This window comes from Comamonas humi, assembly GCF_054782535.1.
On record NZ_BAAGSH010000005.1, the window covers coordinates 25,336 to 39,711 of the forward strand.

14 protein-coding genes are annotated in these 14,376 nt (G+C 69.1%); 10 read left to right on the forward strand and 4 right to left on the reverse strand.

All coding sequences use genetic code 11. From position 1 onward, the window contains the following. Window positions 1–22 precede the first annotated feature (22 nt). From kdgD to ACYVKR_RS04445, 3 genes are all read right to left on the reverse strand, one after another. Window positions 23–931: a 5-dehydro-4-deoxyglucarate dehydratase gene (gene kdgD / locus ACYVKR_RS04435; protein WP_460480066.1), complete on the reverse strand. Its 909-nt coding sequence runs from the start codon at window positions 929–931 to the stop codon at window positions 23–25. 63 nt (window positions 932–994) lie between these two features. After that, the gene (locus ACYVKR_RS04440; RefSeq protein WP_460479596.1) at window positions 995–1,999 is read right to left on the reverse strand and encodes a Bug family tripartite tricarboxylate transporter substrate binding protein; all 1,005 of its coding nucleotides are present in this window, start codon (window positions 1,997–1,999) and stop codon (window positions 995–997) included. Window positions 2,000–2,161: 162 nt separating this feature from the next. Continuing rightward, window positions 2,162–2,965: a FadR/GntR family transcriptional regulator gene (locus tag ACYVKR_RS04445; protein WP_460479597.1), complete on the reverse strand. Its 804-nt coding sequence runs from the start codon at window positions 2,963–2,965 to the stop codon at window positions 2,162–2,164. Window positions 2,966–3,002: 37 nt separating this feature from the next. On the opposite strand from ACYVKR_RS04445, the gene ACYVKR_RS04450 reads away from it, so the two are divergent. The 10 genes from ACYVKR_RS04450 (at window position 3,003) to ACYVKR_RS04495 (ending at window position 13,342) form a co-directional block, all read left to right on the forward strand. Further along, the gene (locus ACYVKR_RS04450) at window positions 3,003–3,818 is read left to right on the forward strand and encodes an NAD-dependent epimerase/dehydratase family protein (protein ID WP_460479598.1); all 816 of its coding nucleotides are present in this window, start codon (window positions 3,003–3,005) and stop codon (window positions 3,816–3,818) included. Next, window positions 3,818–4,717, forward strand: coding sequence for an SMP-30/gluconolactonase/LRE family protein (locus tag ACYVKR_RS04455; RefSeq protein WP_460479599.1), 900 nt, complete (start codon window positions 3,818–3,820; stop codon window positions 4,715–4,717). The genes ACYVKR_RS04450 and ACYVKR_RS04455 overlap by 1 nt, the downstream gene beginning before the upstream one ends. 43 nt (window positions 4,718–4,760) lie before the next feature. After that, on the forward strand, window positions 4,761–5,729 hold the full coding sequence (locus tag ACYVKR_RS04460) for a TRAP transporter substrate-binding protein (RefSeq protein ID WP_460479600.1): 969 nt from the start codon (window positions 4,761–4,763) through the stop codon (window positions 5,727–5,729). 60 nt (window positions 5,730–5,789) lie between these two features. Then, window positions 5,790–6,278 (forward strand): TRAP transporter small permease, encoded by a 489-nt coding sequence (locus tag ACYVKR_RS04465; RefSeq protein ID WP_460479601.1) that lies wholly within the window; start codon window positions 5,790–5,792, stop codon window positions 6,276–6,278. A gap of 3 nt (window positions 6,279–6,281) precedes the next feature. After that, window positions 6,282–7,577 carry a TRAP transporter large permease gene (locus tag ACYVKR_RS04470; protein ID WP_460479602.1) on the forward strand — a complete coding sequence of 432 codons (1,296 nt, stop codon included), beginning with the start codon at window positions 6,282–6,284 and terminating at the stop codon, window positions 7,575–7,577. 23 nt (window positions 7,578–7,600) lie between these two features. Further along, the gene (locus ACYVKR_RS04475) at window positions 7,601–8,896 is read left to right on the forward strand and encodes a glucarate dehydratase family protein (RefSeq protein ID WP_460479603.1); all 1,296 of its coding nucleotides are present in this window, start codon (window positions 7,601–7,603) and stop codon (window positions 8,894–8,896) included. A gap of 37 nt (window positions 8,897–8,933) precedes the next feature. Beyond that, entirely contained in the window at window positions 8,934–9,923 is a 990-nt protein-coding gene (locus ACYVKR_RS04480; protein WP_460479604.1) for a Bug family tripartite tricarboxylate transporter substrate binding protein, read from the forward strand. A 26-nt stretch (window positions 9,924–9,949) separates the two neighbouring features. Beyond that, window positions 9,950–11,515 (forward strand): galactarate dehydratase, encoded by a 1,566-nt coding sequence (garD, locus tag ACYVKR_RS04485; RefSeq protein ID WP_460479605.1) that lies wholly within the window; start codon window positions 9,950–9,952, stop codon window positions 11,513–11,515. Window positions 11,516–11,628: 113 nt separating this feature from the next. Then, entirely contained in the window at window positions 11,629–12,429 is an 801-nt protein-coding gene (locus ACYVKR_RS04490) for an HpcH/HpaI aldolase family protein (protein ID WP_460479606.1), read from the forward strand. Window positions 12,430–12,454: 25 nt separating this feature from the next. Continuing rightward, complete coding sequence (locus tag ACYVKR_RS04495) at window positions 12,455–13,342, forward strand: HIBADH family dehydrogenase (RefSeq protein WP_460479607.1); 888 nt, start codon at window positions 12,455–12,457, stop codon at window positions 13,340–13,342. A 2-nt stretch (window positions 13,343–13,344) separates the two neighbouring features. Here ACYVKR_RS04495 and ACYVKR_RS04500 read toward each other — a convergent pair whose 3' ends face one another. Then, window positions 13,345–14,373 (reverse strand): acyl-CoA dehydrogenase family protein, encoded by a 1,029-nt coding sequence (locus ACYVKR_RS04500; RefSeq protein WP_460479608.1) that lies wholly within the window; start codon window positions 14,371–14,373, stop codon window positions 13,345–13,347. Window positions 14,374–14,376: the final 3 nt, after the last annotated feature.

Genomic DNA, 14,376 nt, shown 5'->3' on the forward strand with positions numbered 1-14,376 from the left:
CCAGCAGCTATCGAAAAGGGAGTCACTCGTCCAGCTCGGCGATGAGCCGCGCCAGCGCCTCGACCTCGGCCGGCTTCAGGTCGGACAGCGGCGCGCGCACCGGGCCCGCGTCGTGGCCGACGATCTTGGCGCCGGCCTTGACGATGCTGACCGCGTAGCCCTGGCCCTGGTTGCGGAGCTTCAGGTAGGGCATGAAGAAGCGCTTGAGCAGGTCGTGCTGCGTGGCCATGTCGTCGTTTTTTACCGCCTCGTAAAAGCGCATCGCGGTCTTGGGGATGAAGTTGAACACCGCCGACGAGTACACCGGCGTGCCCATGGCCTTGTAGGCCGCGGCATAGACCTCGGCCGTGGGCAGGCCGCCCAGGTAGGCCAGGCGGTCGCCCAGCTCCAGGTACATGGCGTTCATGGCCTCGATGTCTCCCACGCCGTCCTTGTAGCCGATCAGGTTGGGGTTGCGCTCGGCCAGGCGCGCCACGGTCTCGGGCGCGAAGCGGCTGATGCCGCGGTTGTAGATGATGACGCCGAAATCCACGCTGCGGCACACGGCCTCGACGTGCGCGGCCAGGCCTTCCTGGCTGGCCTCGGTCAGGTAGTGCGGCAGCAGCAGGATGCCGTGGGCGCCGGCCTGCTCGGCAGCCTGCGCGCACTCGATGGCGAAGCGCGTGGGGCCGCCCGCGCCGGCGATGATCGGCACCTTGCCGCGGCAGGTGTCCACCGCGGTCTGGATGATGCCCGGGTACTCGCTGCCGCTGAGCGAGAAGAACTCGCCCGTGCCGCCGGCGGCGAACAGCGCGCTGGCGCCATACGGGGCCAGCCATTCGAGGCGGGCGGCGTAGCCCTTGGCGTTGAAGTTGCCCTCGGCGTCGAAATCGGTCAGCGGAAACGACAGCAGGCCGGAGCTCATCACGTCCTTGAGGTGCTGGGGAGACATGGTCATGGGGTGTTCCTGGAACAGGTTGGGGAAGCGGGGAAAAAGGAGGGAATGGGGCGGGGATCAATCGAGCCGGATCTGCGCGGCCTGCACCACCTGGTGCCAGCGCGCGCGCTCGGCGGCGAAGAACTGGTTGGTCTCGGCGGGCGTCATCGTCACCACCTCGGCGCCCTGGCCGCTCAGGCGCGAGCGCACGTCGGGCGAGCGGATGGCCTCGGTCAGCGCCTGGTTCACGCGCTGCACGATGGCGTCGGGCGTCTTGGCGGGCAGCACCACGCCCTGCCAGGTGCCGGACGCGAAGCCCTTCGCGCCCTGCTCGGCCAGCGTGGGCACGTCGGCGATCAGCGGCATGCGCGTGGCCTTGGAGATGCCCAGCAGCTTGAGCTTGCCGGCCTGCACCTGCGGGTAGGTGGCGAGCATGCCGTTCATCAGCACCTGGGTCTGGCCGGCCACGGTGTCCTGCACCGACTGCACGCCGCCCTTGTAGGGCACGTAGACCCACTTGGCGCCGGTGAGCCGCGCCAGCTCCACGCCCGCCAGGTGCGGCGCGCTGCCGGTGGCGGTGACGGCGAAGTTCAGGTCGCTGGTCTGGGACAGGGCCACCAGCTCCTGCAGGTTGCTGGCCTTCACGGACGGATGCACCACCAGCATGTGCGGCGAATACGCCAGCATGGTCGCGCCGCGCAGGTCCTTGGACGGATCGAAGCTGAGCTTGGTGTAGACCGACGGCGAGATCGCCAGCGCGCCCAGGTCGCACAGCAGCCAGGTGTAGCCGTCGGGCTGGGCGCGGGCGACCAGCTCGGCGCCCAGGTTGCCGTTGGCGCCGGGCTTGTTGTCCACGATCACCGGCTGCTTCAGCGCCTGCGAGATCTGCTGGCTGATGGAGCGGGCGATGATGTCCGAGCTGCCGCCCGGCGGGTAGGGCACGACGAGGCGGATGGGCTTGGCGGGCCAGGCATCGGCGGCCCGGGCGGCGGGGGCGAATGCCGTGGCGCTTAAGCCAGTCAGGCCGGCGAGGGCGGCCAGCGCCAGGGCGGCGGTGCGGCGGGTGGGGGAAGCTGAGGGCATGCAGGTCTCCAGGCTTAAGTTATACGTCATCATACAACTGGTTTGGCAAGGCGGGCAAGCCAAAGAAGTCAGACAACACTCAGGGAAAACGCCGAGGGAATATCAAAAAAGAGAGCTGCTGGCGCTTGCTATGCAAGCGCTAGAGTGCAAAAAAACCCAAAATTACGAGTGCTGCGTGCTGTGCTTCTGCGCCAGGCGCAGGCGCTCGCGCGAGTTGGTCAGGTGGATGCGCATGGCCGCGCGGGCCGAGTCGGCATCCTGGCGCTCGATGGCGTTGTAGATCTCCTCGTGCTCGCGGTTCACGCGGCGCAGGTAGTCGGGGTCGCGCCCCGGCGCCTGGATCGAGGTGATGCGCGTGCGCGGGATCAGCATGGCGCCGAAGTGCGCCAGGATGTCGCGGAAATACGGGTTGCCCGTGGCCTGCGCGATGCCCAGGTGGAAGGCCAGGTCGTGGGTGATGGTGTCGCCGCCGGCCGCCGCGTTGTGCTCGAAGGCGTGCAGCGCCTGGCGCATGGCCTGCAGGTGCTCGGGGCTGCGCCGCTGCGCGGCCAGGCCCGCGGCCTCGGTCTCGAGGCTGATGCGCAGCTCCAGCACGGCCAGCACGTCCACCGATTCGCTCAGCTCGCGGGCATTGAGCGTGAGGCCCACGCCCTCGCGCGCCGGCAGCACGAAGGTGCCTATGCCGTGGCGCGTCTCCACCAGGCCCGCGGCCTGCAGCTTGGAGATCGCCTCGCGCACCACGGTGCGGCTCACGTCGTAGCTGCGCACCAGCTCCGACTCGGTGGGCAGCTTGTCGCCCTCGTGCAGCAGACCCTGGCGGATCTTGTTCTCGAACTCCTCGGACAGCAGGTTCGCCAGGCTGCGGCCATTGCGGCCGGCCTTGCCGCGCAGCTGGACCTCCGCCGCAACGGGCAGGGACCGCAGTTCGGGTAATTCCGGGGATGAAGGGTGCATGGTCGTCATCATAATCCGTCTTCAGTTATCAGACAACGTATCACAAACCATGACTTCCACCCCCAAAGTGCACCGGCTCCTGCTGACCGGCGCGGCCGGCGGCCTGGGCCAGGTGCTGCGCGAGCAGCTGCGGCCGTATGCCGACATCCTGCGCATCTCGGATATCGCGGCGCTGGCGCCGGCGCCCGGCGCGCCCGAGGAGTCCGTGCCCTGCGACCTGGCCGACAAGCGGGCGGTGGATGCGCTGGTCGCGGGCTGCGACGCCATCGTGCACCTGGGCGGGGTCTCGGTGGAGCGCCCGTTCGAGGAGGTGCTCGAGGCCAATATCAAGGGCGTGTTCCACCTCTACGAGGGCGCGCGCCGCCATGGCGTCCAGCGCGTGGTGTTTGCCAGCTCCAACCACGTGATCGGCTTCTACCGGCAGGACGAACGCATCGACGCCAACGCCCGCCGCCGCCCCGACGGCTACTACGGCCTGTCCAAGTCCTTCGGCGAAGACCTGGCCAGCTTCTACTTCGACCGCTACGGCATCGAGACGGTGAGCATCCGCATCGGCTCGTCCTTCCCCGCGCCGCGCGACCGCCGCATGATGAGCACCTGGCTCAGCTACGACGACCTGACGCGGCTGATCGAGCAATCGCTGTTCACCCCGAACGTGGGCCACACCGTGGTCTACGGCGCCTCGGCCAACCGCGACGGCTGGTGGGACAACCACGCCGCCGCCCACCTGGGCTTCGTGCCGCAGGACAGCTCCGAGCCCTTCCGCGCCCAGGTCGAGGCCCAGCCCGCCCCCGCCGCCAATGACCCGGTGGCCGTCTACCAGGGCGGGGCGTTCACCGCCCAGGGCCCGTTCGAGGACCAATGATGCAGGCCGCCGCCGAACTGGTCTGCGACGCGCGCTGCGCCACCGGCGAAAGCCCGGTCTGGGTGGCCGCCGAGCAATCGCTGTACTGGGCCGACATCCCGCGCGGCGTGCTGCACCGCTGGCGCGCGGCCGATGGCGCGCGCACGCAATGGCAGCTGCCGCAGATGCTGGCCTGCATGGCGCCCTGGGCCGGCGAGCCGCGGCAGTGGATCGCCGGGCTGGAGGACGGCCTGTACCGCATCACGCTGCCGGAAGGCGGCGGCGATGCCCAGGCGAAACCGCTGGCGCTGGCGCCGCATGCGCGGCCCGGCATGCGCTTCAACGACGGCCGCTGCGACCGCCAGGGCCGTTTCCTGGCCGGCACCATGCTGCTCGACATGGCGGCGGCGCAGAGCGTGGGTCAGGTCTACCGCTGGAACGGCGCCGGCCTGGCCGACCTGGACCTGGGCCCGCTGATCGTGCCCAACGGCATGGCCTTCAGCCCCGACGGCCGCACCATGTATCTGTCCGATTCGCACCCGCAGGTGCAGGCCGTGTGGGCCTTCGACTACGACACCGACAGCGGCACGCCCCATAACCGCCGTTTGTTCGTGGACATGCGGCCGCTGCCCGGCCGGCCCGACGGCGCGGCCGTCGATGCCGACGGCTGCTACTGGATCTGCGGCAACGACGCCGGCCTGGTGCACCGCTTCACGCCCGACGGCCGGCTCGACCGCTCGCTGGCCGTGCCCGTCAAGAAGCCCGCAATGTGCGCCTTTGGCGGCGCCGGGCTCGATACCTTGTTCGTCACCTCGATCCGCCCCGAAGGCGACCTCGCCGACCAGCCGCTGGCCGGCGGCGTGTTCGCGCTGCGCCCCGGCGTGCAGGGGCTGGCCGAGCCGCCGTTCCTCGGTTCCTAGTACACGTTTCTCGCCAACCACCGACAACACAGGAGACAAGTCCATGAAGCTCATCCCAACCCTGCTGGCAGGCGTGGCCGCCAGCCTGATCGGAGCTGGCGCCCAGGCGGCGGAGTTCCGCTCGTCCGACATCCACCCCGACGACTACCCCACCGTGCTGGCCGTCAAGTTCATGGGCGAGAAGCTCAAGCAGCTGTCGGGCGGCAAGGACACGATCAAGGTCTTCCCCAGCGGCGCGCTGGGCGGCGAGAAGGAGACCATCGAGCAGGCCAAGATCGGCGCGCTGCAGATGGTGCGCGTCAACGTGGGCGCGATGAACAACGTCTGCCCCGAGACCATCGTGCCCACCATGCCCTTTTTGTTCCGCTCGGTGGAGCACATGCACAAGGTGCTCGACGGCCCGGTGGGCGAGGAGATCCTGAAGAGCTGCGAGAAGCAGGGCTTCATCGGCCTGGCCTTCTACGACAGCGGCGCGCGTTCCATGTTCACCGCCAAGAAGCCGGTCAACAGCCTGGCCGACATGAAGGGACTGAAGGTGCGCGTGCAGCAGTCCGACCTGTGGGTGGCCATGCTCGAGGCCATGGGCGCCAACGCCACGCCCATGCCCATGGGCGAGGTCTACACGGGCCTGAAGACCGGCCTGATCGACGCCGCCGAGAACAACTACCCCACCTACGAAAGCGCGCGCGCCTTCGAGGTCGCCAAGTACTTCACCCGCACCGAGCACTCGATGGCGCCCGAGATCCTGCTGTTCTCCAAGCGCAGCTGGGAGCGCCTGTCGCCGCAGCAGCAGGGCTGGGTGCGCCAGGCCGCGAAGGAGTCGGTGCCCTTCATGCGCGCCAAGTGGGTCGAGCGCGAGCAGCGGGCGCTGGCTACGGCCAAGGCCGGCGGCGCGCAGTTCATCGACATCGACAAGAAGCCCTTCCAGGACGCGATGAAGCCGGTGTACGACAAGTTCATCACCGACGCGGCCCTCAAGAGCCTGATCCAGCGCACGCAGGACACGAACTAGCATTTTGATAGCTGCTGGCGCTTGTTGGACAGGCACTGGCGGCCAATTTGATTCAAAACCATGTACACCAAACTCTGCAAGACGCTGGCGCGCGCCTGCATGTGGCTGGGCATCGCCGGGCTGGTGCTGGTGATCGCCGCGGTCAGCTGGCAGGTCTTCGGCCGCTATGTGCTGAACAACACGCCCACCTGGGCCGAGAGCCTGGCGCTGCTGCTGGTGCTCTACATCACCATGCTCGGCGTGAGCGTGGGCGTGCGCGACTCGGGCCACATCGGGCTGGAGTCGCTGCTGGTGCTCGCGCCCGACGGGCTGCGGCTGAAGATCGAGTTCCTGATCCACGCGCTGGTGGTGCTGTTCGGCGTGGCCATGGCCTGGAGCTGCGCCTCGCTGGCCGAATCGGTCTGGAGCTACCGCCTGCCCACGCTGGGCATCTCGGAGGGCTGGCGCTACGTGCCCGCATCCATCGCCGGCGTACTCATCGTGCTGTTCTCGATCGAACACATCATCGCGCTCGCGCGCGGACAAGAAGTCGAACCCGCCTGGGGATAAGTGATGACCGTTGCATTGACCATTCTTTGCGTCTCGTTCGCCGTGCTGCTGCTGCTCGGCGTGCCCGTGGCGTTCTCCATCGGCCTGTCGTCGCTGGCCACGCTGCTGTACGAGGGCCTGCCGCTGGAGGTGGGCTTCCAGCAGATGACCTCGGGCATGGGCGTGTTCTCGTTCCTGGCGATCCCGTTCTTCATCTTCGCCGGCGAGCTGATGCTCTACGGCGGCATCGCCGACCGCATCGTGGACTTCGCGCGTTCGCTGGTCGGCCATGTGCGCGGCGGCCTGGGCATGTCCAACGTCGTGGCCTGCACGCTGTTCGGCGGCGTCTCGGGCTCGCCGGTGGCCGATGTCTCGGCCATGGGCGCGGTGATGATCCCGATGATGAAGAAGGAGGGCTACCACGCCGACTACGCCGTCAACGTGACCACGCATGCGGCCCTGGTCGGCGCGCTGATGCCCACCAGCCACAACATCATCATCTACGCGCTGGCCGCGGGCGGCAAGGTGTCGATCGCCGCGCTGATCCTGGCCGCGCTGATGCCGGCGCTGGTGCTCACGGTGTCCAACCTGCTCGCGGCCTACTGGGTCGCGGTGCGGCGCGGCTACCCGGCCGGCACCTTCCCGGGCTGGCACATCGTGGGCCGCTCGTTCGCCGCGGCGCTGCCGGGGCTGTTCGTGGTGGTGCTGATCCTGGGCGGCATCCTGTCGGGCGTGTTCACCGCCACCGAGTCGGCCGCCGTGGCCGTGCTCTACGCGCTGGCGCTGACCATCTTCCTGTACCGCACGCTGACCCGCGAGAACTTCATCAAGGCGGCGTCGAAGGCGGTGAAGACCACCGGCGTGATCCTGCTGCTGATCGGCATCTCCAGCACCTTCGGCTACCTCATCAGCCTGTACGGCGTGGCCGAGCTGACGGGCCAGATGCTCAGCCAGATCACCAGCACGCCGTGGGTGATCTTCCTGCTCATCAACATCATCCTGTTCGTGCTGGGCACCTTCCTCGACATGGCGGCCACCATCCTGCTGTGCACGCCGATCTTTTTGCCGATCGCCCAGCACTACGGCATGAGTTCGGTGCAGTTCGGCATCGTGATGCTGATCAACTGCGCGCTGGGCCTGAACACCCCGCCCGTGGGCACGACGCAGTTTGTCGGCTGCGCCATCGGCGGCGTCTCGGTGGGCACGGTGATGCGCACCATCTGGCCGTTCTACGGCGCGCTGATCTTCGCGCTGGCCGTGGTCACCTTCGTGCCGGCGTTCTCGACCTGGCTGCCCGGCCTGTTCATGAAGGTCAGCTGACCTTCTACCTCTACCCGTTCCCCATGACTACCTCGCACGCCATCCGCCATATCCGCGTCACGCCCATTGCCTTCCGCGATCCGCCGCTGCTGAACGCCGCCGGCATCCACGAGCCCTGGGCGCTGCGCTCCATCATCGAGATCGAGACCGCCTCGGGCCTGGTCGGCATCAACGAGAGCTACGGCGACCAGCCCATGCTCGATGCGCTGGCCAAGGCCGCGCCGGCCCTGGTCGGCCTGTCGCCCTGGGCGCTCAACGAGATGGAAAGCCGCGTTGCGGCCCTGGTGGCGCCGCCCACCATGACGGCCTCGGAGTTCCTCGGCCAGCAGGTGTCGCTGGCGCCGGGCACCCATGTGTCCAAGACCGTGGCCAAGGTGGTCAGCGCCTTCGAGGTCGCCATGCTCGACCTGCAGGGGCAGCTCGCGCAGGCGCCCGTGGTCGACCTGCTCGGCGGCGCGGCGCGCGACAGCGTGCCGTTCTCGGCCTATTTGTTCTACAAGTACGCCGAGCACATCGACAAGCCTTATGCAGCCGACGCCTGGGGCGAGGCACTGGCGCCGCAGCAGCTGGTGGCGCAGGCGCGGCGCATGATCGATGAATACGGCTTTCGCAGCATCAAGCTCAAGGCCGGCACGCTGCCGCCCGAGCAGGAGGCCGCGGGCATCCTGGCGCTGGCCGAGGCCTTCCCCGGCACGCCGCTGCGCATCGACCCCAACGGCAACTGGACGGTGGCGACCAGCCTGAAGATCGTGCAGCAGCTGCGCGGCGTACTCGAATACTACGAAGACCCGGCCCCGGGCCTGGACGGCATGGCCGCCGTGGCGCGCGAGTGCGAGGTGCCGCTGGCCACCAACATGGTGGTCACCGACTTCGCCGAGTTCCGCCGCAATGCCGACATGGGCTGCCCGGTGAAGCTCGTGCTGAGCGACCACCACTACTGGGGCGGGCTGCGCGCCACGCAGCGTTTGTCCACGCTGTGCCGCACCTTCGACCTGGGCCTGTCCATGCACAGCAACTCGCACCTGGGCATCAGCCTGGTGGCCATGACCCACCTGTGCGCCAGCGTGCCGCTGCTCACCTACGCCTGCGACACCCACTACCCGTGGCAGGACGAGGAGGTGATCGAGGGCGGGCGCCTGCGCTTCGAGCAGGGCAGCCTGCGCGTGCCCACCGCGCCGGGCCTGGGCGTGGCGCTGGACCGCGAGGCGCTGGCGCGCCTGCATGACAACTACCTGCACTGCGGCATCCGCAACCGCGACGACCTGGGGCAGATGCGCAAGTACGACCCATCTTTCACCGGCCAGCAGCCCCGCTTTTGAACTTTCCCTATCCAGACACCGACAGGAGACAACCCCCATGCAACGCCGCACACTGATCCACCACGCCATTGCCGCCAGCGCCCTGCTGCTGGCCGCCGCGCCCGTCCTGGCGCAGGGCAACTGGCCCACGGGCAAGCCCATCACCTACGTGGTGCCGTTCCCGCCCGGCGGCAACACCGACACGCTGGCGCGCGTGATCGCCCAGCCGCTGGGCAAGGCGCTGGGCACGCCGGTGGTCATCGACAACAAGGGCGGCGCCGGCGGCAGCGTGGGTTCGGCCATCGCCGCGCGCGCGCCGGCCGACGGCTACACCATCCTCGGCGGCACCATCAGCTCGCACGCCATCAACGTGAGCCTGTACTCCAAGCTTGACTACGACCCGGTCAAGTCCTTCACGCCGGTGGCCATGCTGGGCTCGGGCCCGCTGGTGCTGGTGGTGCCCGCATCCAGCCCCTACAAGACGCTGGCCGACGTGCTGGCCGCCAGCAAGGCCAAGGCAGCGGCGGGTGGTCTGTCGTCGGCCTCACCGGGCAGCGGCACCTCGAACCACATGGCGCTGGAGCTGCTGGCCTACCAGACCGGCGTGAAGTTCACCCACGTGCCCTACAAGGGCAGCGGCCCGGCCGTGCAGGACGTAATCGGCGGCCAGGTGGACATGATGTTCGACACCGCGCTGGTCGTGGGCCCACACATCCAGTCCGGCAAGCTGCGCCCCATCGCGGTGACCAGCTCCAAGCGCCTGGAATCGCTGCCCGAGGTGCCCACCATCGCCGAGGCCGGCGAGAAGGGCTTCGACATGGGCTCGTGGCAGGCCGTGTTCGCGCCCGCAGGCACGCCGCCGGCGGTCGTCGAGCGCCTGCATGCCGAGATCATGAAGATCGTCGCCACGCCCGAGGTCCAGTCCCGTCTCAAGGCCTTCGGCATGCTGCCGTCCACGATGACGCCGGCCGAGCTGGGCGAGTACCAGAAGGCCGAGGTGGCCAAGTGGGCCAAGGTCATCAAGGCCGCTGGCATCAAGGCGGATTGAGGCCACCCCGAAGAGACGAGATCGCCATGAGTACCCGAACCCCGCTCTCCATCGCCATGCACCCGGCGGACAACGTGGCCATCATCGCCAACGACGGCGGCCTGCCGGCAGGCACCGTGCTGCCTTCGGGCCTGGTCCTGGTGGACCAGGTGCCGCAGGCGCACAAGGTGGCGCTGGCGGACATTCCCGAAGGCGGCGCGGTGCGTCGCTACAACGTGGTCATCGGCTACGCGCTCAAGCCCATTGCGGCCGGCAGCTGGGTGCACGAGCGGCTGTTGCGGATGCCCGAGGCGCGCTCGCTGCAGGGCCTGCCCATCGCCACTGTGAAGCCGCCGGCGCTGGAGCCGCTCGAAGGCCATACCTTCGAGGGCTACCGCAATGCCGACGGCAGCGTGGGCACGCGCAATATCCTGGCCATCACCACCACAGTGCAGTGCGTGGCCGGCGTGCTCGACTTCGCGGTGCACCGCATCAAGGCCGAGCTGCTGCCCCGGTATCCGAATGTGGACGACGTGGTCGGGCTGGAACACAGCTACGGCTGCGGCGTGGCCATCGACGCCGTGGGCGCCGAGATACCGCAGCGCACGCTGCGCAACATCAGCCGCAATCCGAACTTCGGCGGCGAGGTCATGGTGGTCAGCCTGGGCTGCGAGAAGCTGCAGCCCGAGCGCCTGCTGCCGCCGGGTTCGTTCCCCATCGTCGACGAGCGCGAGCCGGAGCTGGACGTGGTCTGCCTGCAGGACGAGTCCCATGTGGGCTTTATGTCCATGATCGACTCCATCATGGACAGCGCACGCGCGCATCTTGAGCGGCTGAACCGGCGCCGGCGCGAGACCGTGCCCGCCAGCGCCCTGGTGGTGGGCGTGCAGTGCGGCGGCAGCGACGCCTTCAGCGGCGTCACCGCCAACCCGGCTGTGGGCTTTTGCACCGACCTGCTGGTGCGCGCGGGCGCCACCGTGATGTTCAGCGAAGTGACCGAGGTGCGCGACGGCATTGACCAGCTCACCTCGCGCGCGTCCAGCCCCGAGGTGGCCCAGGCCATGATCGACGAGATGGCCTGGTACGACGCCTATCTTGACCAGGGCCGCGTGGACCGCAGCGCCAACACCACGCCCGGCAACAAGAAGGGCGGCCTGTCCAACATCGTCGAGAAGGCCATGGGCTCGATCATCAAGAGCGGCACCGCACCCATCACCGGCGTGCTGTCGCCGGGCCAGCGCCTGGCGGACCGCGGCATAGAGCGCGGCCTGGTCTACGCCGCCACGCCGGCCAGCGACTTCATCTGCGGCACGCTGCAGCTGGCCGCCGGCATGAACCTGCACGTGTTCACCACCGGGCGCGGCACGCCCTACGGGCTGGCGCAGGTGCCGGTCATCAAGGTGGCCACGCGCAGCGACCTGGCGCGGCGCTGGCACGACCTGATGGACGTGAACGCCGGCCGCATCGCCGACGGCGAGGCCACGATCGAGGAGCTGGGCTGGGAGATGTTCCGGCTCATGCTCGACGTGGCCAGCGGCCGCAAGCAGACCTGGGCCGAGCAGTGGCGGCTGCACAACGCCCTGGTGCTGTTCAACCCGGCACCCGTCACCTGACGGCATGACGCCCTCTCCCTCTGGGAGAGGGCGGGGTGAGGGCAGCGATGCCACACCCTCACCCCAACCCTCTCCCGCCAGCGGGAGAGGGAGCAATTCACAAGGAGCAAACCATGCGACCCAACCGACTCCGCGAGATCTGGGCTTCCGGCGGCGCCGCCGTCAACGGCTGGCTCGCCATACCGAACGGCTTTTCCGCCGAGACCATGGCCCACCAGGGCTGGGACACGCTGACCATCGACATGCAGCACGGCGTGGTCGACTACCAGGCCATGGTGGGCATGCTGCAGGCGATCTCGACCACGCCGACCGTGCCGCTGGTGCGCGTGCCGTGGCTGGAGCCGGGCATCCTGATGAAGACGCTGGATGCCGGCGCCTACGGCGTGATCTGCCCCATGGTCAACACCCGCGAGGACGCGCAGAAGCTCGTGGCCTACACCCACTATGCGCCGCGCGGCACGCGCAGCTTCGGGCCGGTGCGCGCGCTGCTGTATGGCGGCGCCGACTACCCCGCGCATGCCAACGACACCATCGTGACCTTCGCGATGATCGAGACCGCGCAGGCGCTGGACAACCTCGACGCCATCATGAGCGTGGAAGGGCTGGACGCGGTCTACATCGGGCCCAGCGATTTGTCGCTGTCGCTGGGCTGCCGGCCGGTGTTCGACGGGCTGGACCCGAAGGCGCAGCAGGCCGTGGACCACATCCTGGAGCGCGCCAAGGCGCATGGCATCATGGCCGGCATCCACAACGGCGCGCCCGAAAGCGCGCTGGCGCGGATCGCCGATGGCTTCCAGTTCGTCACCGTCAGCTCCGACGCGCGGCTGATGGCCGCCGGCGCGCAGCAGCTGCTGCAGGCCATGCGTGCCGGCGCGCCTGCATCCGGGCCCGCACCGGCCTCGGACTCGTATTGAATTTTCCATTCGCAAGGACAAAGACATGAAGCTTGGATTTATCGGCCTCGGCATCATGGGCGCGCCGATGGCGCTGCACCTGGTCAACGCCGGCCACACGGTCTACGTGAGTGCGGCACGCCGCGTGCCGGATGCCATCAAGGCCTCGGCCGCCATCCCCTGCGCCACGGTGCAGGAGGTGGCGAGCCACGCCGACGTGGTCTTCCTGATGGTGCCCGACACGCCGGACGTGGAAGCGGTGCTGTTCGGCGACAACGGCGTGGCGGCTGCTCTGGGCCAGGGTGGCGAGCGCAAGGTGATCGTCGACATGAGCTCGATCTCGCCGATGGCCACCAAGGACTTCGCGCAGAGGATCAATGCGCTGGGCGCGGACTACATCGACGCGCCGGTATCGGGCGGCGAGGTGGGCGCCAAGGCGGCCTCGCTGACCATCATGTGCGGCGGCGAGCCGGCGGTGTTCGACAAGGTGCGGCCGCTGCTCGAGAAGATGGGCAAGAACATCACCCTGGTGGGTGGCAACGGCGACGGCCAGACCACCAAGGTGGCGAACCAGATCATCGTCGCGCTGAACATCGCGGCCGTGGGCGAGGCCCTGCTGTTCGCCAGCAAGGCCGGTGCCGATCCGGCCAAGGTGCGCGAGGCGCTGATGGGCGGCTTCGCGGCCAGCCGCATCCTCGAGGTGCACGGCGAGCGCATGATCAAGCGCACTTTCGCGCCGGGCTTCCGCATCCAGCTGCACCAGAAGGACCTGGGCCTGGCGCTGCAGGGCGCGCGCGAGCTGGGGCTGGCGCTGCCGCAGACCGCCGGGGCCGCGCAGCTGATGCAGGTCTGCGCCGCCAATGGCGATGACCAGCTGGACCACTCCGCGCTGGTGAAGGCGCTGGAGCTGATGGCCGCGCACGACGTGGCCTGAGTTCAGGCCAGCACCAGCTCCTCCACCTGCGTCAGCGCCCGCGAGGCGCCGCCCAGCCGCGCGGCCAGGTGCTGGGCGCGCTTGAGGTACAGGTGGGCGTCGTGCTCCCAGGTGAAGCCCATGCCGCCGCAGACCTGGATGGCGCTGCGCGTGGCCTGCAGCGCGCCCTCGATGGCGGTGAATTCGGCCGCCGCGCAGGCAAAGCGCGCATCGGGCAGATGGCCGTCCAGCGCCGCGCCGGCGTAGAGCGCGGCCAGGCGCGCGTTGTCCACGGCCATCCAGGCGTTGGCGAGCTGGTGCTTGATGGCCTGGTAGCTGCCTATGGGCTTGCCGAACTGCACGCGCTCGATGGCGTGGTTGCTGCCCAGGGCGAGCGCGGCCTGGGCCAGGCCTATGAGTTCGGCACACCGCATCAACCGCGAGGCGGCGCGCGCATGGGCGCGGGCCTTGGCGGGCACGGCCAGCGTCTGCCAGTGGAGGGATGAAGGTACAGCGGCGGCGGCCTGCATGAGCGTCGGGTCCAGCCCGGCCTGGGCATCCGCCGCTGAGGCGGGCAGCACGGCCAGCTCCAGCGACTGGCTCTCGTCATCCAGCCCGCGCACCACCACGAGGTCGGTGCACTGGCTGGCATGGTCCCAGACCCGGTCGCGCGCCGACACGCAATGCACGGCGCGCTCGCCGGCCGCGACGGACCGGGCCAGTTCGCGCAGCGCCGGCGCGTCATCCGGCGCGGCCCGCAGCCACAGCGGCAGCAGCACGGCGCTGGCGGCCCAGGGCAGGTTCAGCAGCCGGGCGCCGGCGGCTTCGGCGATCAGGTGGGCCTCGGTCAGGCCCAGTCCCAGGCCGCCTTGTTCCTCAGGGCCCAGCAGGCTCATCCAACCCATCTCGGCCATATCGCGCCACAGCTGCCGCTGGGCCGGATCGCTCCAGGGCAGGGCTTGGCGGGCGCGGGCCAGCGGGTGGCGGTCGGCAAAAAAGCGCGTGGCCGATTCGTGCAGCATCTGCTGCTCGGCGTTGAGTGCGAAGTCCATGGA